This window comes from Pseudomonas sp. SZ57, assembly GCF_009495975.1.
GTDB classification, from domain to species: domain Bacteria; phylum Pseudomonadota; class Gammaproteobacteria; order Pseudomonadales; family Pseudomonadaceae; genus Aquipseudomonas; species Aquipseudomonas syringae.
On record NZ_WIBD01000009.1, the window covers coordinates 16460 to 35277 of the forward strand.

Here is an 18818-nt window from a genome sequence, read left to right on the forward strand (position 1 = left end):
GCATCAAATCACGTAAAACCCGTGTGTTGCGTCACGTCCCAACTGCTCCACCAGGCCGAATTCCCAGTCCAGATACGCCTGCATGGCTTCGCGCGGTGCGTCGGTGCCTTCGTACGGGCGGCGGTAGCGATCGATGCGTGGCGAGGCCAGTCGGCTTTCGCCGTGCTCCAGCGGCAGGCCGGCCTTGATCCAGCTGGCGGTGCCGCCTTCGAGCAGAAACACCGGCTTGTCGGTCAACGCTTCCAGGTCGGCCACGGCAAAGCGCGCCAGACGGCTGCTGCCGCAGGTCAGAACATAACGGTCGGCGGGTGGCAGCTTGCCCAGCGCCTGCTTCAGGTCGGCACGCAAGGTCCACCAGGCACCGGGGATATGCTGTTTGACATAGTTGGCGCTGGCGGTGAAATCCAGCACCGCCACGTTTACCTGTTTCTGCCATTGAGTAAGGGTCTCGACGCTGATCGCCTCGACCTGCGGCGGCGTCGGGAAGGGCGCGTCCCAGTCGCCCTGTTCGCTGAAATCCGCTGCCTCCAGGTCATCAATCACCGCCACGTCCCAGCCCAACTGCGCCAGCCAGGAGGCCGACATGTTGGCGCGTACGCCGTCGTCGTCCAGCAGAGCGATTCGCGCACCGCGTACGCTGGCGAAATGATCGGTTTCCTGCACCAGTTGCCCACCCGGTGTGGAACGCGCGCCGGGCAGGTGGCCTTTGGCAAACTCTTCCGGGGTGCGGACATCGAACAGGTAAGTGGTACGTGAAGCCTCGGCTTGCCAGCGTTGCAGATCAGCACGGCTGGCACGTTTGACGCTGGCGCGATCGGCCACTTTGCGGGCATCGGCACTGGCGGTTTCGCGGGTCTCTTCACTGACTGCCGCAAAACGCCGGTTCTGGCCATGGTCCAGCGTCTGGCCGGCCAGCAGCCAGCCAATCGTGCCATTGCGCAGTGCGTTGATCGGATTGGGCAGGCCCGCGTTGACCAGCGACTGGGTGCCGATGATGCTGCGCGTGCGACCCGCACAATTGACGATGATTCGAGTAGAGGGATCCGGTGCCAGCTCACGTGCCCGCAGCACCAGTTCGGCGCCCGGTACGCTGATGCCGCCTGGAATGCTCATGGTCTGGTATTCGTCATAGCGCCGGGCATCGAGCACCACCACGTCGGCATTGCTGTCGAGCAGGCGCTTGACCTCTTCTGCGGCCAGCGACGGGGTGGCGCGGTGATGCTCCACCAGCTCGCCAAACGCCTTGCTCGGCACATTCACGTCGATGAACAGCTCGCCGCCAGCCGCGCGCCAGCCCTGCAGGCCGCCGTCGAGCAGTTTCACGTCGCTGTAGCCCAGTGTCTGCAGGCGCTGCAGGGCGATCTGCGCCAGACCTTCGCCATCGTCGTAAAGGGTCACGGCTGTGTCGCGTCGCGGGATGCGGGAGAAAACCTCCAGCTCCAGCTTCGACAACGGAATGTTCACGGCAAACAGCGGATGAGCCTGGGCAAAGGGGGCCTCTTCGCGGACATCTACCAGGGCCAGCTCCTGGCGGTCCAGCAAGGCCTGGCGAATATCGGCGAATGATCGGGTGGCAGGTGTGGTCATGGGGTCGGGCTCCCTGTTGGCTGATCCTGATGGGCGGTGGCGGTGGCGTTCGAATAGCCGGAGATGAACAGTTTTTCGCTGCCATCGAGGTCATAGACCGCACGCTTCACAGTGCCGATATCGGCGCCGTAAACGTGGATGCTGATCGACACCTGATCGTTGAAGGCGTTGCTGACCTGATGAACATCGTTGCTGTGCGGTGACAGCGCCTCGACCTGGCCGGGTTGCAGGCGAATCGCCGGGCCGCTGGTTTCCAGGCGCCCTTGCGCGTTGCGGAGGTAGCCCTGGGATTCTTCCGCGCCGCGCAACATGCCGATCAGGCCCCACACGCGGTGGTCGTGAATCGGTGTGCGCTGCCCTGGCCCCCAGACGAAACTGACTACCGAAAAACGCTGCTGTGGATCGGCATGCAGCAGAAATTGCTGATAGCGGTTGGCGTCGGGTACGGTAAATTCTTCTGCCAGCCAGTCATCGTGGCTGACCAGTTGCGCCAGCAGCTTGCCGCCACGGCGCAACAGATCGCCTTCGTGGGGCTCGCTGCCGATCAGTTCGGTGAGGGCATCGATAAAGGCCCCGAGTCGTTCCGGGTGTCGGTTCTGAGTCATGTCCATTTCCAGATCAAAGTCGGGGAATGGTTCGATATAAGCATAATAATGATATTTAATATGCTATTTTTTAATGATTAGGTTATAACGAAAACGTCTTTTACTTCCTTGTCGTAATCCGCGAAATCTACGCTCGGGCTATCCATGAGCGCCTGCTGGTACTATGCTTTTTGCCTATGTTTAATCTCTTCTTTATGTGCGGTCCGAATGAAAATTGATGATATCGATGCGTTCGTTGCAGTCATCCGCTGCCAGTCGATCAGCCACGCCGCTGAATCGCTGGACCTGACCCAGCCCGCCATCACGCGTCGGGTGCAGAATTTCGAGCAAGCCCTCGGGGTCGAGCTGTTCGACCGCAATACCAAGCCGCTCAAGCCGACTCCGATGGGGCTTCAGGTGTACCAGAAGTGCCTGGCGATCCTGCGCGAGATGGATTCGTTGCGCGAGCTGGTGGCCAGTGACACGCCGCCCAGCGGTCTGTTGCGTCTGGGCGTGCCGCAAACCATCGGTGACGTGGTGCTGCTCGATGCACTCAAGCAGTTGCGTGGGGAATTTCCGGATCTGCGTGCTCAGGTCAGCACCGGTTGGGGCAGTCATCTGATCGGCAAGATCGAAAACGGCGAGCTGGATGCAGCGGCTGCGCTGTTTCCGGCAGGCAAGATATTTCCAGACAACATCATTGGTCAGTCGATTGGCAAGATGGAGCTGGTGGTGGTCTGCGCCAAGGGGTTGGCCCCGAAAAAGCCCGGCAAGCTGGCGGACTGTTATGAGCAGGGCTGGGTGCTTAATCCGGACGGCTGCGGTTTTCGTGCAGGCTTGCAGCGCACGCTGACCGATCAGGGCTTGAGCATGAAGGTCAATCTGGAAACTTTCGGCACCGAGCTGCAACTCGGGCTGGTGGCCGACGGCATGGGGCTTGGCCTGGTGCCCCGTCCGCTGCTGGAACGCAGCGCGCACCGCGAGCAGTTGGTGGCGCTGCCGCTCAAGGACTTCAAGCCGGTAATGGACTTGTGGCTGTTCTACCCGCGCTTTCTCGGTAACCTGCAAGCGCCGGTGGAAGCCTTTGGCACACTGGTGGCCCGGTCGCTCAAGCCGGTCTCGGCAGCCGCCTGAACACCGCATTGCGGGCAGGCGGTCTGGCGTTGGGCGTCAGACCGGCCCGCAGGATATAGGTTGAATCAGGCGACCTGTTCGCGAGCCTGCTGTTCACGCTGCGCCACCAATGCGCGGGTCAGCGGGATCAGCTTCTTGCCGTAGTCGATGGCATCTTCCAGTGGATCGAAGCCGCGAATCAGGAAGGTGGTAATCCCCAGATCGTAGTAATCCAGCAGTGCTTCAGCGACCTGTTCCGGGGTACCGACCAGCGAGGTCGAGTTGCCCTGGGCGCCGAGCAGGCCGGCGATGCCTGTCCACAGGCGCTTGTCCAGGCGCGATCCTTGTGCAGCAGCGGCCAGCAGGCGGCGTGATCCTTCATTCGGCGGTTCGCGACGTACAAAGCCGTTGCGGTCTGCCAGGGCCTTGGCCTTTTCCAGAATACTGTCGGCACGTGCCCAGGCCTGTTCCTCGGTCTCTGCCAGAATCGGACGCAATGACAGGCTGAAACGAATGGTCCGCCCATGTCTGGCGGCTTCGGCGCGGACCTGTTTCACCACGTCACGCACCTGCTCGTATGTCTCGCCCCACAATGCATAAACATCGGCGTGTTTACCCGCCACAGCAATCGCCGCCGCCGAGGAACCACCGAAGTACAGAGGGATATGTGGCTGCTGTGGGGATTTGACCAACGAGTGCGCACCCTCAAGCTGGTAGTAGGTGCCGTTATGATCGAACGGCTTGTCGCTGGTCCATTCCTGACGCACCACGCTGAGGTATTCGTCGCTGCGTGCGTATCGATCGTCCTTGCCGATATGGCTGCCGTCGGCGCGCAGTTCCTTGTCGTCACCGCCGGTGATGATATGCACGGCAGTGCGGCCGCCATTGAACACGTCCAGCGTCGCGAACTGCCGTGCCGCCACCGTGGGCGCGATGAAGCCGGGGCGATGGGCGACCAGAAACTTCAGTCTGGTGGTGACGCTGGCGGCATGCGCTGTGACCAGCGTGCTGTCCGGGCTGTTGGAGTGGTAGGCGATCAGCGCGCGATCAAAACCGGCATCTTCATGAGCCTTGGCCACGGTCTTCACGTAGTCGGGCTGGATGGTCGCGCCGCTGCGCGGGTGAATTTCAGAACCGGGTTGCGTGGCGATATAGCCAATGAATTCGATGCTCATGAAAACTCCTGCCAATGGTTGAGGTCCGTTCGACCTTGTCGAGAGGCACCATAAAGGCAAGGGGCAGACGCTGTGAAATTCGATTTCGGTCTAAGTTAATTATAAAAAATATGCATTATATGTATTTATGGTGATCAAATATTTTAACTATTAGCTTAGGTCTAAATCGAATTTCACGCAGCGTTCTTATGCTAATAGCATGGCTCTCATAATGTATCGGGTGCGTCCTGCCCGGTTTGTCCAGGAAGGATGTGCCCATGTCTGACACAACGCTGAACCTCGCAGAACCCGGTTTTCTGGTGGTCAACAAACCCGAACAAAGCCGCGTCTCGCAATCGGTTCGCCCGCGCTGGCAAGTGCCGGGTTTTGTCTTGCGTCTGCTCAGCCCGCTGGTGCTGTTGCTGCTCTGGGAACTGGCTTCACAAACCGGTCTGCTGCCCGTCCGCGTGATTGCCGCGCCATCGCAGATCGGCGGTACGCTCTGGTCGATGATCGTTTCGGGCGAACTGGCCCACCACTTGTGGGTTTCGTTGCAACGGGCACTGTCGGGCTTGAGCATTGGCGTCAGCATCGGCGTGGTCGCTGCGCTGGTGACCGGGCTTTCCCGGCGCGGCGAAATCGTTCTCGACTCGCCCATGCAGATGTTGCGCACCATTCCCTCACTGGCACTGGTGCCACTGTTCATCCTCTGGTTCGGCATTGGCGAGTTCACCAAAGTGGCGCTGATCGTCATGGGCACCACCTTTCCGGTGTACCTGAACCTGTTTTCCGGTATCCGCAATATCGACCCGAAACTCATTGAGGCTGCCAATACGCTCGGCTTGAGCCGCCGCGAGCTGATCTGGCACGTCATCCTGCCCGGCTCGTTGCCTGCGTTTTTTGTCGGGCTGCGCTATTCACTGGGTATTTCGTGGCTGGCCCTGGTCTTTGTCGAGCAAATCAACACCACTGCGGGCATCGGTTATCTGGCCAGTGATGCGCGGGACTTCATGCGCACTGATGTAATCGTTATCTGCCTGTTGATCTACAGCGTCCTTGGCCTGGTGATCGACGCCATCATTCGCACGCTGGAGCGCTATGCGCTGGCTTGGCGACCGACCTTCGTGAGGCATTGAACACATGGCGACTCCTGATCTGCGCAACACTCCATCCGTCGTGCCCGAGGCGGGGCAGGCGCCTGTACAACTGCGCAACGTGGTGCGTCAGTTTGGTCGGCAACGGGTCATCGACGGGCTGAATCTGGACATTGCTCCAGGCGAATTTGTCGCCTTGCTTGGCGCCAGTGGCTCCGGCAAGACCACCTTGCTGCGCACTCTGGCCGGGCTGGACGAGATCGACAGCGGCGAGCTCCGTGTGCCGGTCGCGCGTGCGGCGGTGTTTCAGGAGCCGCGCCTGATGCCGTGGAAAAGCGCGTGGAAAAACGTGGTTCTCGGCCTGCGCATCAACGATGCCAGGGCTCGGGCTGAGGCGGCGTTGACCGAGGTTGGCCTGGCGCATCGGCTGAATGCCTTTCCGGCCACCTTGTCCGGTGGCGAAGCGCAGCGTGTGGCGCTCGCCCGGGGGCTGGTCCGTGCGCCAAAACTGTTGCTGCTCGACGAGCCTTTTGCCGCACTCGATGCCTTGACGCGCATTCGCATGCACCAACTGATCATCGACCTGTGGCGCAAACACACCCCGGCGGTGCTGCTGGTGACGCATGATGTCGATGAGGCGATCCTGCTCGCTGACCGGGTCATCGTGCTGGCCGATGGCAAGATTGCCGACGACATCCGCGTCGACCTGCCACGCCAGCGCGACAGCGGGCAGGCCGGGTTTCAGCTGATTCGCAGCCGCTTGCTGGCCTTGCTGGGCGTCAAGGTGCACGCGGCTGCCGACACAGCTCCGCAAGCGCCGGAACAGGACGTGACCCTCAGCGCACTGCGCCGCTTCGCCAATGCTCGTTGATTCGGCGCACGCTGCGTATCATGGTCGTCTGAATTTCCGAAGGGGACGCCCATGTCTGCCGAAAAGCCTGAAGTCATCATCACCTATTGCATTCAATGCCAGTGGCTACTGCGCGCTGCCTGGCTGGCCCAGGAACTGCTGAGCACGTTCAGCGATGATCTGGGTAAAGTCTCGCTGCAGCCAGGCACCGGCGGCGTGTTCCACATAACCTGCGACGGCGTACAACTCTGGGAGCGCAAAGCGGATGGCGGCTTTCCCGAAGCCAAGGTGCTCAAGCAGCGGCTGCGTGACCAGATCGACCCGGCCCGCGATCTGGGCCACAACGACCGCCATACTCCGGCAGACCCTCAGTAATACAGGGCAACTGTCACGACATCGCCACGCACATGTCACATTCGGTTAACCGGCATGCTCCACTCTTCTGGAAACCCTGCCGGAGGTCTTCACATGACCAGTGCTCAGCTCGCCACACCCAGCCGCAAACAGCGCGTGCGCACCTTGTGGATTTCCGACGTTCATCTGGGCACACGTGATTGCCAGGCCGAGCACCTCTCCGCGTTTCTCAAGCGCTATCAGGCTGACAAGGTGTACCTGGTCGGCGACATCATCGATGGCTGGAAACTGCGCGGCGGCATGTACTGGCCACAAGCGCACACCAACGTGATTCGCCGCTTGCTGACCATGAGCAAGCGCGGCACCGAAGTCATTTACGTCACCGGCAATCACGATGAATTCCTGCGCCGCTACTCCAAACTGGTGCTGGGCAACATCCAGTTGGTAGACGAAGTCGAACACGTGACGGCCGACGGACGTCGCTTTCTGGTCATTCACGGCGACCAGTTCGACGTGATCACCCGCTACCACCGCTGGCTGGCCTTTCTGGGTGACTCGGCCTATGAATTCACCCTGACCCTCAACCGCTGGCTCAACCACTGGCGCGCCAAATACGGCTATGGCTACTGGTCGCTGTCGGCGTACCTCAAGCACAAGGTCAAGAGTGCGGTGAATTTCATCAGCGATTTCGAAGAAGCCATCGCTCATGAATGCGTGAAGCGCGGGCTGGACGGGGTGGTCTGCGGGCACATCCACCATGCGGAAATTCGCCAGGTGGGCGGCGTGGAATACCTCAACTGCGGCGACTGGGTCGAATCCTGTACCGCCCTGATCGAACACCTGGACGGCAACATCGAACTGTTCCGTCTGGCGGATGCGCATTTGAAGGCGCAACAGGTTGCGGTCGAAGAACCCGCCAGCGAAACGCTTGCCTGAAGCAGTCTGCCTAGAAAGGCACCTTACCCAGGAGCATGTCGCGGTACATCACAAAGTCGCCGAGCAAGCTGTAAAACGGATGCTTGAACGTGGCCGGACGGTTCTTCTCGAAGAAGAAATGCCCGGCCCACGCGAAGCCGTAACCCGCGACCGGCAACAACCATAACAACCCCCAGCGGCCGCTGCCCACACCAAACGCCAGCAGGAAAATCACCAGAGACGTACCGACAAAATGCAGACGCCGGCTGGTAGCGCTGCTGTGCTCGGCAAGATAGAAAGGATAGAACTCGGCAAAGCTCGAAAAACGCCTGATGGTATCCACGGTGCCTTTCCTCGTGTGGGTTCTTGTTGTTATACACAAATTTAGCCGACTGTCGTGCCAATGCTCCGCGTTGGCATGCAGTTCCTGACGCTCCGCGTCACAAATCTACGATGCGAAACACCGTCCTGCCTTGCCCGCAGCCACTGCCGCAAAAGCGCTTTTCAACCGCGATGGCACTGACGACGCAGAGTGCGACTTTAGTGACGGCTGAGCTCTGGCACTGATCCGGCGACTCCCGGAGCAGTGACAGGGCGAAGGAACCCGACGAAGTCGGGCCGGAAACGGAGCCAGGGGCTTTGGTCACTTTGGCCCCATCAAAGTAACTCGCCGAGGGGCGAAAAGGTGACCTGAGCCGAACACCAATCCACCTGACACCACAGAACCACTGTGTGACGCGGAGCGTCACGAACTGCATTCCCACGCGGAGCGCGGGAACGAGAATCTGAGCCGAGCCCCAATTCACCTGACATCGCGGAGCCGCCGTGTGACGCAGAGCGTCACGAACTGCATTCCCACCCAGAGCATGGGAACGATAAAGCCTTACCCGCGGCCTCTGCCAGGCCTCAATGCCGCCAGAATGCCGGTACACAGAGCACCAGCACAGTAATGATTTCCAGACGACCAAGCAGCATGCCGCCGGACAGAATCCATTTGGCCGCATCCGGCAGGGTAGAGAAATTGCCCGCCGGCCCGATGACCTCACCCAGCCCCGGCCCTACACCCGATACCGTACTGGCAGCGCCGGTCAGCGCCGTCATCCAGTCCAGCCCGAGCAGCGACAGCATCAGCGCGATCAGACAGATAGTGATCGTGAAGAAAAACGAAAAGGTCAGGATCGAACGCACGATCTCATCGTCCAGCCTATGGCCATTGTATTTCTGCTTCATCACCGCGCGCGGATGGATCAGTTGATTGAGGTTGGTCTTGAGCAGAATGTAGGCCACCTGAAAACGGAAGATCTTCACTCCGCCGGCTGTCGATCCGGAACAGCCGCCAATAAAGCCCAGATAAAAGAACAGCATCAGCGAGAAATTGCCCCACAGGCTGTAGTCACCCAGTGCAAAACCCGTCGTCGTCACCACCGAAGTCACGTTCAGCGCTACATGGCGCAATGCCTCGGTCCACGGCAGGTCCGTGGTATTGGCGTACCAGACCGTCATGACCAGCCAGGTGATCAACAGCAGCCCGATCAGCCCCTGAACCTGCTCATCCTTGATCAACGCCTTGCGGTTGCCACGCAATGTCGCGACATACAGCGTAAAGGGCAGGCTGCCGAGGATCATCACCACGATCGCCACCCAGTGCACCGCCGGTTGCGGCCATTTGGCCAGCGACTGGTCGGAAGTGGAGAACCCGCCGGTGGAAATCGCCGACATCGCATGGTTGATCGCGTCGAACAGACTCATGCCCGCCGCCCAGAAAGCCAGACTGCCCAGCGCGGTAAAGCCGACATAGGCGAGCACGATGAACTTGGCCACCATGTGCGAGCGGGGCATGACCTTTTCCGAGCGGTCCGAGGACTCGGTCTGAAACAGACGCATGCCGCCGATGCGCAGCAGGGGCAGAATCGCCACGGCCATACCGATGAAGCCGATACCGCCCAGCCAGTGCAGCATTGAGCGCCAGATCAGAATGCCCGGCGACATGCTGTCCAGGTTGCTGAGTACTGTCGAACCGGTGGCCGTGATGCCGGACATGCTCTCGAAGAACGAATCGGTGTAACTGATGTGCTGGGTCAGCAGAAAGGGCAGGGCGGCGAAAATGCACACCACGATCCAGCTGGAGACGGTCAGCATGTACATGTCCCGCGGGCGCAACTGAACGTTGTCGGGGCGTCCGGGCACCACCAACGCCAGGCCGGCGATAAAGGTGATGGCGCTGGCCCAGAGAAACTCGCGCAGGTCTTCGAAACGGTCGTAGATGACCAGCGTGGCCATGGGCACGATCATGGCGACAGCCAGGGTGATCAGGAAGATGCCGATAATGAAACCGATGATACGCAAGGTCGGCAACGACATGACAGGCTCTGGCTGGTGTGAGGAAAGGCGCCATTCTACCTGCGCTTGAGGTCATGTAAACCGGTGCGGCCGAGGACCGGCTGCAAGCGCAGAGGTAACGAATTGTCCGTCGCACTCGTTATTGACGCTAAACAGGCTCTAGAATGCCCGATCACTTTTCAAGGAGACAGTCCATGCAGGCGCTCGACGTTTTGCTCAATCGTGTATCGGTTCCACGACTGGTCGACCCGGCCCCGGACGCTGCGCAGCGGGAAATCCTGTTCGGTGCCGCATTGCGCGCGCCGGATCATGGACAGCTCAAGCCCTATCGTTTTCTGACGGTCGAAGGCGCGGCCCGTGAGCGCATGGGCGAGATGCTGGCGCAGGCGCTGCAGGAGAGTGGCGCTGAAGTGACCCCGCAGGCGCTGGAAAAGGCCCGTCTTGGACCATTGCGTGCACCCTTGGTGGTGGTCGTGATCGCGCGCTTGCAGGACCACTTCAAAGTCCCGCACTCGGAACAACGGATCACCGCCGGATGCGCCGCCCATGGCGTGTTGCTGGCAGCGTATGCACTGGGTATCGGTGCGGTCTGGAGGACTGGCGAGCTGTCCTATGCGCCACAGGTCGCCAAGGGCTTCGGCCTTGAAGCCGGCGAAGAAGTGCTCGGCTTTCTGTACCTGGGCACCCCGCTGAACCCGCCGCGCGAAGCGCCAAAAGTCGATGTGGGCGGGTTTGTCAGCGAGTGGCAGGGCTGATCAGACAGACGATGAACTGAGCGGCTCTCTGGGCAGATCCAGCGTGGCGATAAACCCGCCATCCGGGTGATTGCCCAGCATCAGAGTGCCGCCATGTCGTTCCGCTGCGCGTTTGGCGATCGCCAGCCCCAGGCCGTGACCTGGCGTGGTCTGGCCGGGGGCGCGGTAAAACGGCTCGCCCAGTTGCGTCAGGTGTTCGTCGGCAACGCCTGGGCCATGATCGCGGACGCTCAGACGGATGTGATCGCCGACCTGAGTTGCCTGCAGATCGATGCGCTGGCCGCTCGGGTTGAAGCGCAGCGCGTTGCGCAGCAGGTTGTCCAGCGCCCGTTCGATCATGTCCGGCCAGCCTTTGAACTGCAGGTTGTCCTGCACATCAATGTGAATATTCTGATCGATACCGTCCAGTTGTGTGTCGTTCTTCAGGCGCTGCAGCAGCGCTTCGAGGTCGACGGGCTCCGGGCCGCGAAGCTCGGCGTCGAGGCGTGCCAGGGCCAGAATCTCGCTGATCAACGCCTCAAGCCGGTCACATTCACGGCCCAGCCGTGGCCAGAGCTTTTCACGCTCGGCAGGCTCCGCACGTTCAGCCAGCGCCAGGGCAATGCGCAACCGGGCCAGCGGTGAGCGCAGTTCATGAGACACATCGCGCAGCAACTGGCGCTGACTGCCAATCAGGCTTTGCAGGCGCGCACCCATGCGGTTGAAGTCCTTGGCCAGCACGCCGAACTCGTCACGGCGGTTGGCCAGCTGTCCGAGGCTGTGCTGTTGATAGCTGGTTTGCCCCAGATCGTGCACCGCCCCGCGCAGGCGACTCAGCGGTCGGGTAATCGACAGCGTCACGAACAGGCTGAACAGGGTCAGCACCACCAGGGCAATGCCCAGCGCGCTCAATGGCCACATCAGACTCTGACGATGCCACTCGTCGAGCTCCGGGTGCGGAACGCGGTAGATGAACAGGTAGGTTTCGCCGGTCTTCGGGCTGCTGTACTCGGTGGCCAGGCGGCGCCAGGGCAGTTTGCGCCCCTGATCGTCGTCTTCCCGCTGCCGTGCTTCCAGGGCTGCGGCGCGCGGCGGGAACGTACCGCGTACCATGGGCTCGCCGCTTTCGCTCAGCACTTGCGTGTCGATACGATTGCGTCGTTTTATGTCCTGAAGAAACTCCTGAGCGTTATCCGCGCCCTTGTCCTCGAAGCGCTGCGTCCACTGTTCGGGCAACGAGTTGAGCACCGGGTGGCGACTGAGGATCCACGCATCCTGATTGAGCATATGCCCCATGAGTACCGACAGGCCGCCTACCAGAGCGATGGCCAGCCAAAAGCTGGCCAGGATTCGCCAGAACAATGAACGCACGGGATTTCCTCGGTCTCAGTAAAAAAGCCCGGCATGCGCGTGCATGCCGGGTTGTGTTCAGCGCACCGGGCCGCGAGGCCTGATGGTTACAGCGTTTTTGCTGCTTTTGCCGCTTTCCAGGCCTTGAACTCGGCCCATTCGGCGCGACGCTCATCTTCTTTCTTCTTGATTTCGTCAAACAGCTTCTGCTGGTCAGGCCTCAGCAGTGCACGAACTTCGCTGTCGGTCTTGGAGCGTTTGGCTTCGATTTCGTCGTGCATTGCTTTCTGGTCGGCAGCAGGCATTTTTTCCAGGTAGCTTTGAGTGATTTCGCGGCGCTCGTGCTTTTGCTCGCGCATCAAGCGTTCGATCTGCTGACGCTGTTCACGTGTCAGGTCCAGCTCAGCCATCGGTCCCATCGGGCCAGGGCCGCGATCCATGCGTGGGCCAGGGCCGCGGTCATCGCGATCCATGTGCATGGCAGGTCCGTCAGCATCCGGGCCACCGGCAGGTGGCGCTGGTGGTGCGGCCATGGCAATGGTCGGCAGGGCAGTGGCAAACATCAAAGCGATCAGGGTCTTGCGCATTGTGTATCTCCTTGTCTCTAGTGCGGCTCGATGCCGATGAGCCCAGTTTAGGGAGATCAAGGTCAAGCGCAGTCAGCGCTTGGTAAAGCTTGTGTAAGGAGACCGTTGCAAGTTGTCAGCTTAAGGCTACACGCCAGAAACGCTGGGCTTTCGACTTGCCGCGTCAAGCTTGCCGCGTGAAGCGGCTCAAAGAGCGTAATAATAGCCGCGGCTGCGCAGTGCGACGATGCGCGGGCGGCCGTCGGAGTGCGGGCCGATTTTCTTGCGCAGGTTGCTGACGTGCATGTCCAGACTGCGGTCGTACAGGGTCAGTTTGCGGCCCAGGGCCAGTTGTGCCAGTTCCTGCTTGTCCAGCGGTTCGCCGGGCTGGCGCATCAGCGCCTCCAGCAAGCGGCTTTCGGAAACTGTGAGGGTCAGCTCCTTTTCGTCGACACTGACCACGCCGCGCATCGGGCTGAAGGTCAGGTCACCCAGTTCGAGCTGGCTGGACGACGCCACCGGGTGACTGCGGCGCAGCACGGCGCGCAGGCGCGCAGTGAGTTCGCGAGGGTCGCAGGGTTTTGCCAGGTAATCGTCAGCGCCCAACTCCAGACCCAGAATGCGGTCCAGTGGCTCGCCGCGTGCGGAGAGCATGACCACCGGCAGGTCGGGGTGGTCGGCACGTAATTGCTTGAGCAACTCCAGACCGCTGCCATCGGGCAGCATCACGTCCAGCACCACGGCAGCGGGTGCGGCGTCTGCCAATGCCTGACGCGCGCTGGTCCCGTCGTGACAGGCGCGCACCTGAAAGCCTTCCTGGCTCAGCCAACTGCTCAGCAGTTCGCACAGCTCCTGATCATCATCAATTAGTAACAGCTCGCTCATGACTCACTCAATTTAGCCACTGCCGACGTTGCCTACGCCAACCGCTGACCAATATACCGCACAGAAGGGCGAACATCGCAACGCCACCGCCTGCGATGAACCATTGTTGCTGCTCGGTCAGCAGGCGCGGGGGCGCTGCGGACAGTGCTTCTTTGAGCTGCAACTTGAGCTTTTGGTTCTCCTGACGCAAACGTGTCAGCAAGGCGTTGTTGCGTTCCGGATCGGCGTTCTGCAACTGCCGGGTCAATTCTTCGCGCTGCCGCTCGCTGTCCTTGAGGCGCAACTGGAGGTCGGCCATCTGGCTGGCGGCGCCGGGCTGATGCAAAGGCTGTACTGCGCCACCTTCACTGACCGCCTCGGCGTTTACCTGCACACTCGCCGCCATCAATATCGCCAACAGACACCACGTCGCTGAACGCATCTGAACTCCCTTTTACCAAGCCGTGTAAATTCGCACATTGAGCGGGTTATCGGCAGGCAAGCGGGAATGATGAATGAAGGGCGGGGCGGGGCGGGGCGGGGCGGCGGCACGGCCCTGATTCGCTGGAAGCAGGGCGTGCAGGTGCTATCGAGGCGCGTGGATCAGGGCAGGACTTGCTTGAACGGCTTGACCACGACGTTGGCGTAAACGCCTGCGGCCACGAACGGATCGGCTTCGGCCCACGCCTTGGCGGCGCTTTGCGATTCGAATTCGGCAACGATCAGGCTGCCGCTGAAACCGGCAGCGCCCGGGTCGTTGCTGTCGACTGCCGGGTGTGGACCGGCCAGCACCAGACGGCCTTCATCCTTGAGCGCGTTGAGACGCTCAAGGTGTGCCGGGCGAACGCTGAGGCGTTTTTCCAGCGAGTTTTCGACGTCGGTGGCGATGATTGCGTAGAGCATGTCAGTCCTCGGATTTGGTCGTATTGGGAGCGGCGTCGTGCAGGTGGCGTGACAGGTAGATCCCCTGGCCGACCAGGAAGATCAGGGTCATGCCCAGGCTGCCGAATACTTTGAAGTCGACCCAGAATTCCTGATAAGTGAAGGCCACATACAGGTTGGCTGCGCCACAGAACAGGAAGAATATGATCCAGGCGATGTTGAGGCGGGTCCAGATCGCCGCCGGCAGGGTCAGTGCATGACCCATGATGCGCTGGATAAGCGGGCGGTCGCCGATGAAATGACTGCCGGCGAAGGCGACGGCAAACAGCCAGTTGACCACCGGTGCTTTCCATTTCAGGAAGGTTTCGCTGTGGAAGGCCAGGGTCAGGCTGCCGAACACCAGGCACGCCACCAGGGTGAGCCACTGGCTTTTTTCCAGCTTGCGCTGTTTGACGTAGAGAATGCCGTAGACCACCACCGAACTGATGATCAGCATCGCCGTTGCACTGAAAATGCCGCCTACCATATAGGTATTGCCGAGAATATCCACGGCACGCGGCTCGGTTTTGTAAACGATGAAGAACAGCAGCAGCGGGATGAAGTCGATGAATTGTTTCACAATGGCAGCCAGAAGCAGGATGTGGCGGCATAATAACAAACATCAATGAACACGAAAGCATCACTATGAATGTAGACCTGCACTGCCACAGCACCGCTTCCGACGGGGCGCTCTCGCCCACGGCACTGGTTGCGCGTGCTCATGAAAACGGCGTGCGCGTCCTTTCGCTGACCGACCACGACACCCTTGAAGGGCTTGAAGAGGCCCGTGCGGCGGCGCATTCATTGGGTATGCAACTGGTCAACGGGGTGGAGCTGTCGTGCACCTGGGGCGGCGCGACCATCCATATTCTGGGTTACGGATTCGATACCCAGGCCCCGGCGCTGACCGAAGCCATCAGCCGTTTGCATGAGGGCCGCTGGCTGCGTGCGGAAGAAATCAGCCGTAAATTGGCGATCAAAGGTATGCCTGGGGCGCTGGAAGGCGCTCGCGCGATTCAGCAGGAACTGGGTGACAGCGGTAATGCGCCTGCGCGTCCGCACTTTGCCGACTTCATGGTGCGCTCGGGTTTCGTCAAGGATCGCGCCGAGGCATTTCGCAAATGGCTGGGCGCGGGCAAACTGGGCGATGTGAAGCAGCACTGGCCAACGCTGGAGGACACGGTCGCCACCTTGCGGGCGTCGGGTGCATGGGTCAGCCTCGCGCATCCTTCACATTATGACTTTACCCGCAGTAAACGGCGTAAACTGGTCGGCGATTTCGTCCAGGCTGGTGGGCACGCCATAGAAGTGGTCAATGGCATGCAGCCTGCCGATCAGGTCGGCACCCTGGCCATCCTTGCACGCGAGTTCGGTCTGCTGGTTTCTGCCGGCAGCGACTTCCACGGTCCTGGCACCTGGGGCGAGATCGGCACTTATCGCCCCGTGCCTGAAGATCTACCGCCTTTGTGGTGCAGATTCAAACATGAACAGCCTACTGCCTCCGTCTGAACAGGAAGTAATCGTGAGTCAATTTTTCCAGGTCCATCCGGAAAACCCGCAGCCGCGCCTGATCAAACAGGCCGCTGAAATCATCAAGGCCGGCGGGCTGGTGGTGTACCCGACAGATTCGTCCTATGCACTGGGTTGCCAGATCGGTGACAAGAGCGCCATCGAGCGTATCCGCCGCCTGCGCCAGCTGGACGACAAGCACAACTTCACCCTGATGTGCTGCGACCTGTCGCAACTGGGGCTGTTTGCCAAGGTCGACACCGGCGCGTTCCGTGCGCTGAAGGCGCACACGCCCGGGCCGTACACCTTCATTCTCAACGCCACCCGCGAGGTGCCGCGTCTGGTGCTGCACCCCAAGCGCCGCACCATCGGCCTGCGCGTGCCAAGTCATCCCATCGCCCAGGCGCTGCTGGAGCAATTGGGCGAGCCGCTGATGAGCGTCAGCCTGATCATGCCGGGCGACAGCGTGCCGCTCAGCGATCCCTATGAGATGCGTCAGATTCTCGAGCATCAGGTCGACCTGATCATCGATGGCGGGATCGGCGGTATTTCGGCGTCCACGGTCATTAACCTGGCTGAGGGTGAACCCCAGATCGTTCGGGTCGGCTGTGGTGATCCGACGCCTTTCGGTGAACGCGCCTGATGACAGCCGTCGAGGCAGTCGACAGCCAGGCCGACGCCCAGCAAGAGCTGCCGTTCGCGCTGGTCTACGGGCGTGCTGTCACGCAGATGCCGCTGGACCTGTACATCCCGCCCGATGCGTTGGAGGTTTTTCTCGAAGCGTTCGAAGGGCCGCTCGACCTGCTGCTGTACCTGATCCGCAAACAGAACATCGACATCCTCGATATTCCCGTGGCCGAGATCACCAAGCAGTACATGGGTTACGTCGAGCTGATGAAAACCGTGCGCCTGGAGCTGGCTGCCGAGTATCTGGTCATGGCCGCCATGCTGGCCGAGATCAAATCGCGCATGCTGTTGCCGCGCTCGGCGGAAGTCGAAGAGGAAGAGGGTGATCCGCGCGCCGAGCTGATTCGCCGCTTGCAGGAATACGAGCGCTTCAAGGCCGCCGCCGAGGGCATCGATGGCCTGAGCCGGGTGGGCCGCGATGTGATCGTGCCGAAACTGGACGCTCCCGAAGCCCGTGCACGCAAGTTGTTGCCGGATGTCAGCCTCGAAGAAGTGCTGATGTCGATGGCCGAAGTGCTGCACCGCGGCGACATGTTCGAAAGCCACCAGGTCAGCCGCGAGGCACTGTCCACCCGCGAGCGCATGAGCGATGTGCTGGAACGTCTCAAGGGCGGCGGTTTTGTGCCGTTCGCCGAGCTGTTTACCGCCGAAGAAGGGCGTCTGGGTGTGGTCGTGACGTTTATGGCGGTGCTTGAGCTGGTCAAGGAGTCACTTGTCGAGCTGGTCCAAAACGAGCCCTTTGCGGCGATCCATGTCCGGGCGCGAGCCGAGTAGAGCTAAAACACATTCATGAACCTCAATGAACCTCGCGAACTGGCCCCGCTGCTTGAAGCATTTCTGCTGGCCTCCGGAAAACCGCAGACGCTGGAGCGCTTGTATGAGTTGTTCGAGGAAGGCGAGCGCCCTGAACCCCCCGTGTTCAAAAAGGCACTCGAGGTGCTGCGCAAGTCGTGTGAGGGGCGCGCCTTCGAGCTCAAGGAGGTGGCATCGGGTTATCGCCTGCAGATTCGTGACCGCTTTTCGCCGTGGGTCGGGCGGTTGTGGGAAGAACGGCCGCAGCGTTACTCCCGGGCCATGCTGGAAACCCTCGCGCTGATCGCCTACCGCCAGCCGATCACGCGGGGCGAGATCGAGGATGTGCGTGGTGTCGCGGTCAACAGCCACATCGTCAAGACCCTGCTCGAGCGCGAGTGGATTCGCGTGGTGGGCTACCGTGATGTGCCCGGCAAACCGGCCATGTTCGCGACCACCAAAGGCTTTCTCGACCACTTCAACCTGAAAAGCCTCGACGAACTGCCGCCGCTGGCCGACCTGCGCGAGATGGAAACCGAGCCGGTGCTGGATTTCGAAGAAGCGCCGGTGCCTGCGCACCTGCAAGCCCTGGCCGACGCCAGCCTCGACCCGGACGCAGAGCCCGAAGCGCCGCGTGACGAAACCAGCTTCCGCAGCCTGCTGGTGGAACTGGACTCGATGGAGCAGGGCCTCAAGACCGACTTTGACGACCTGCTGCGTACGGAGCCTGAGCCTGAAGACGGCAAAGGCGACGATGAGGTCTGATTGACTAGCGCTCCCACGCTGAAGCGTTCAGCGTGATACACAAGTCTCGTGGGAGCGAGCTTGCTCGCGAAGGCGATGGTGCAGGCTCGCTATTTTCGGATTCTGTACGGGCCCTTTCGCGAGCAAGCTCGCTCCCAAAAGACCTGTATGTAGCCATGAGCGCTCTGCGTCCTCTTGATACCTCGTCCTGGAGCGTTCAGAACGATAATCAGAACTGTCGTGCCAACGCTCCGCGCACTCCGGTCGAATTCATACGCCAGCCCAGGGTCACATCTGATACCACTCGCCATGAGATTCGCTGCCCATGAGTTCGACCAAGAACCCCTGTATCAGCCTGTGCAAGTTCGATGATGACATTTGCCTGGGATGCGGCCGCAGCAAGCGCGAAATCAAGTCCTGGAAGAAGCTCGACAAGGACGACAAGCGCACGGTGCTCGATGAGTCTGCCAAGCGGCTGGCGAAGCTCAAGACCGCCGGTCGCAAAAAGAAGAAGTGATTCGGGCATTTGCCGTTGACGCCGGATGCGTAAACCGGCGCAGGGGCGTATGATGGTCGACCCTCGGCGATCAAGTGTCGCCCGGGCTTTCAAGTATTTCGCCTTGCCGCTATCCACAGCGCGCCGGGCACAGGTCTTGCCGT

General features: G+C 60.9%; 22 protein-coding genes. 11 read left to right on the forward strand and 11 right to left on the reverse strand.

Annotated features, from left to right (window positions below):
- Positions 1 to 3 precede the first annotated feature (3 nt).
- Together GE543_RS11855 and GE543_RS11860 are read right to left on the reverse strand one after the other, a co-directional pair.
- On the reverse strand, positions 4 to 1587 hold the full coding sequence (locus GE543_RS11855) for a rhodanese-related sulfurtransferase (RefSeq protein WP_153221508.1): 1584 nt from the start codon (positions 1585 to 1587) through the stop codon (positions 4 to 6).
- On the reverse strand, positions 1584 to 2192 hold the full coding sequence (locus GE543_RS11860) for a cysteine dioxygenase (protein ID WP_004411127.1): 609 nt from the start codon (positions 2190 to 2192) through the stop codon (positions 1584 to 1586). Before GE543_RS11860 ends, GE543_RS11855 begins: the two co-directional genes overlap by 4 nt.
- Positions 2193 to 2399: 207 nt before the next feature.
- On the opposite strand from GE543_RS11860, the gene GE543_RS11865 reads away from it, so the two are divergent.
- Positions 2400 to 3305, forward strand: a complete 906-nt coding sequence (locus GE543_RS11865; protein ID WP_003393841.1) for a LysR family transcriptional regulator — start codon at positions 2400 to 2402, stop codon at positions 3303 to 3305.
- A 65-nt stretch (positions 3306 to 3370) separates the two neighbouring features.
- On the opposite strand, the gene GE543_RS11870 is transcribed toward GE543_RS11865, so the two are convergent.
- Positions 3371 to 4459, reverse strand: coding sequence for an LLM class flavin-dependent oxidoreductase (locus tag GE543_RS11870; RefSeq protein ID WP_153221509.1), 1089 nt, complete (start codon positions 4457 to 4459; stop codon positions 3371 to 3373).
- Between the two features lie 257 nt (positions 4460 to 4716).
- On the opposite strand from GE543_RS11870, the gene GE543_RS11875 reads away from it, so the two are divergent.
- The 4 genes from GE543_RS11875 to GE543_RS11890 all read left to right on the forward strand — a co-directional run bounded on the left by GE543_RS11875 (position 4717) and on the right by GE543_RS11890 (position 7672).
- Entirely contained in the window at positions 4717 to 5574 is an 858-nt protein-coding gene (locus tag GE543_RS11875; protein ID WP_096114096.1) for an ABC transporter permease, read from the forward strand.
- Positions 5575 to 5578: 4 nt separating this feature from the next.
- Positions 5579 to 6403, forward strand: coding sequence for an ABC transporter ATP-binding protein (locus GE543_RS11880; protein ID WP_153221510.1), 825 nt, complete (start codon positions 5579 to 5581; stop codon positions 6401 to 6403).
- Between the two features lie 51 nt (positions 6404 to 6454).
- Positions 6455 to 6757 carry a SelT/SelW/SelH family protein gene (locus tag GE543_RS11885; RefSeq protein ID WP_046236243.1) on the forward strand — a complete coding sequence of 101 codons (303 nt, stop codon included), beginning with the start codon at positions 6455 to 6457 and terminating at the stop codon, positions 6755 to 6757.
- A 93-nt stretch (positions 6758 to 6850) separates the two neighbouring features.
- Complete coding sequence (locus GE543_RS11890) at positions 6851 to 7672, forward strand: UDP-2,3-diacylglucosamine diphosphatase (RefSeq protein ID WP_003342638.1); 822 nt, start codon at positions 6851 to 6853, stop codon at positions 7670 to 7672.
- A 10-nt stretch (positions 7673 to 7682) separates the two neighbouring features.
- Here the strand turns inward: GE543_RS11890 and GE543_RS11895 are convergent, their stop codons facing one another.
- Positions 7683 to 7994 (reverse strand): DUF962 domain-containing protein, encoded by a 312-nt coding sequence (locus tag GE543_RS11895; protein ID WP_003393857.1) that lies wholly within the window; start codon positions 7992 to 7994, stop codon positions 7683 to 7685.
- 563 nt (positions 7995 to 8557) lie between these two features.
- Positions 8558 to 10012: a TrkH family potassium uptake protein gene (locus GE543_RS11905; RefSeq protein ID WP_003369828.1), complete on the reverse strand. Its 1455-nt coding sequence runs from the start codon at positions 10010 to 10012 to the stop codon at positions 8558 to 8560.
- A 173-nt stretch (positions 10013 to 10185) separates the two neighbouring features.
- Between GE543_RS11905 and GE543_RS11910 the strand changes: the two genes are divergently transcribed.
- Positions 10186 to 10746 carry a nitroreductase family protein gene (locus GE543_RS11910; RefSeq protein ID WP_004411117.1) on the forward strand — a complete coding sequence of 187 codons (561 nt, stop codon included), beginning with the start codon at positions 10186 to 10188 and terminating at the stop codon, positions 10744 to 10746.
- On the opposite strand, the gene GE543_RS11915 is transcribed toward GE543_RS11910, so the two are convergent.
- The 6 genes from GE543_RS11915 to GE543_RS11940 form a co-directional block, all read right to left on the reverse strand.
- Entirely contained in the window at positions 10747 to 12096 is a 1350-nt protein-coding gene (locus GE543_RS11915; RefSeq protein WP_371927154.1) for an ATP-binding protein, read from the reverse strand.
- A gap of 86 nt (positions 12097 to 12182) precedes the next feature.
- Positions 12183 to 12662: a hypothetical protein gene (locus tag GE543_RS11920; RefSeq protein WP_004411108.1), complete on the reverse strand. Its 480-nt coding sequence runs from the start codon at positions 12660 to 12662 to the stop codon at positions 12183 to 12185.
- A gap of 186 nt (positions 12663 to 12848) precedes the next feature.
- On the reverse strand, positions 12849 to 13526 hold the full coding sequence (locus tag GE543_RS11925; RefSeq protein WP_003424789.1) for a response regulator transcription factor: 678 nt from the start codon (positions 13524 to 13526) through the stop codon (positions 12849 to 12851).
- Between the two features lie 7 nt (positions 13527 to 13533).
- Entirely contained in the window at positions 13534 to 13947 is a 414-nt protein-coding gene (locus GE543_RS11930) for a translation initiation factor 2 (RefSeq protein ID WP_004411107.1), read from the reverse strand.
- Positions 13948 to 14108: 161 nt separating this feature from the next.
- Positions 14109 to 14408 (reverse strand): YciI family protein, encoded by a 300-nt coding sequence (locus GE543_RS11935; protein WP_003314712.1) that lies wholly within the window; start codon positions 14406 to 14408, stop codon positions 14109 to 14111.
- Between the two features lies 1 nt (position 14409).
- The gene (locus GE543_RS11940; RefSeq protein ID WP_004411104.1) at positions 14410 to 15006 is read right to left on the reverse strand and encodes a septation protein A; all 597 of its coding nucleotides are present in this window, start codon (positions 15004 to 15006) and stop codon (positions 14410 to 14412) included.
- A gap of 65 nt (positions 15007 to 15071) precedes the next feature.
- Here GE543_RS11940 and GE543_RS11945 point away from each other — a divergent pair, with 65 nt between their 5' ends.
- The 5 genes from GE543_RS11945 to GE543_RS11965 all read left to right on the forward strand — a co-directional run bounded on the left by GE543_RS11945 (position 15072) and on the right by GE543_RS11965 (position 18675).
- The gene (locus tag GE543_RS11945) at positions 15072 to 15935 is read left to right on the forward strand and encodes a PHP domain-containing protein (RefSeq protein WP_004411103.1); all 864 of its coding nucleotides are present in this window, start codon (positions 15072 to 15074) and stop codon (positions 15933 to 15935) included.
- Positions 15936 to 15948: 13 nt separating this feature from the next.
- Positions 15949 to 16578 carry an L-threonylcarbamoyladenylate synthase gene (locus GE543_RS11950; RefSeq protein ID WP_003424791.1) on the forward strand — a complete coding sequence of 210 codons (630 nt, stop codon included), beginning with the start codon at positions 15949 to 15951 and terminating at the stop codon, positions 16576 to 16578.
- A gap of 119 nt (positions 16579 to 16697) precedes the next feature.
- Entirely contained in the window at positions 16698 to 17396 is a 699-nt protein-coding gene (locus tag GE543_RS11955) for a ScpA family protein (RefSeq protein ID WP_170855934.1), read from the forward strand.
- Between the two features lie 15 nt (positions 17397 to 17411).
- Positions 17412 to 18179, forward strand: a complete 768-nt coding sequence (scpB, locus tag GE543_RS11960) for an SMC-Scp complex subunit ScpB (protein ID WP_004412831.1) — start codon at positions 17412 to 17414, stop codon at positions 18177 to 18179.
- Positions 18180 to 18483: 304 nt separating this feature from the next.
- A complete protein-coding gene (locus GE543_RS11965) occupies positions 18484 to 18675 on the forward strand; it encodes a DUF1289 domain-containing protein (protein WP_003314720.1) in 192 nt (63 codons plus the stop codon).
- The last annotated feature ends 143 nt before the right edge of the window (positions 18676 to 18818 follow it).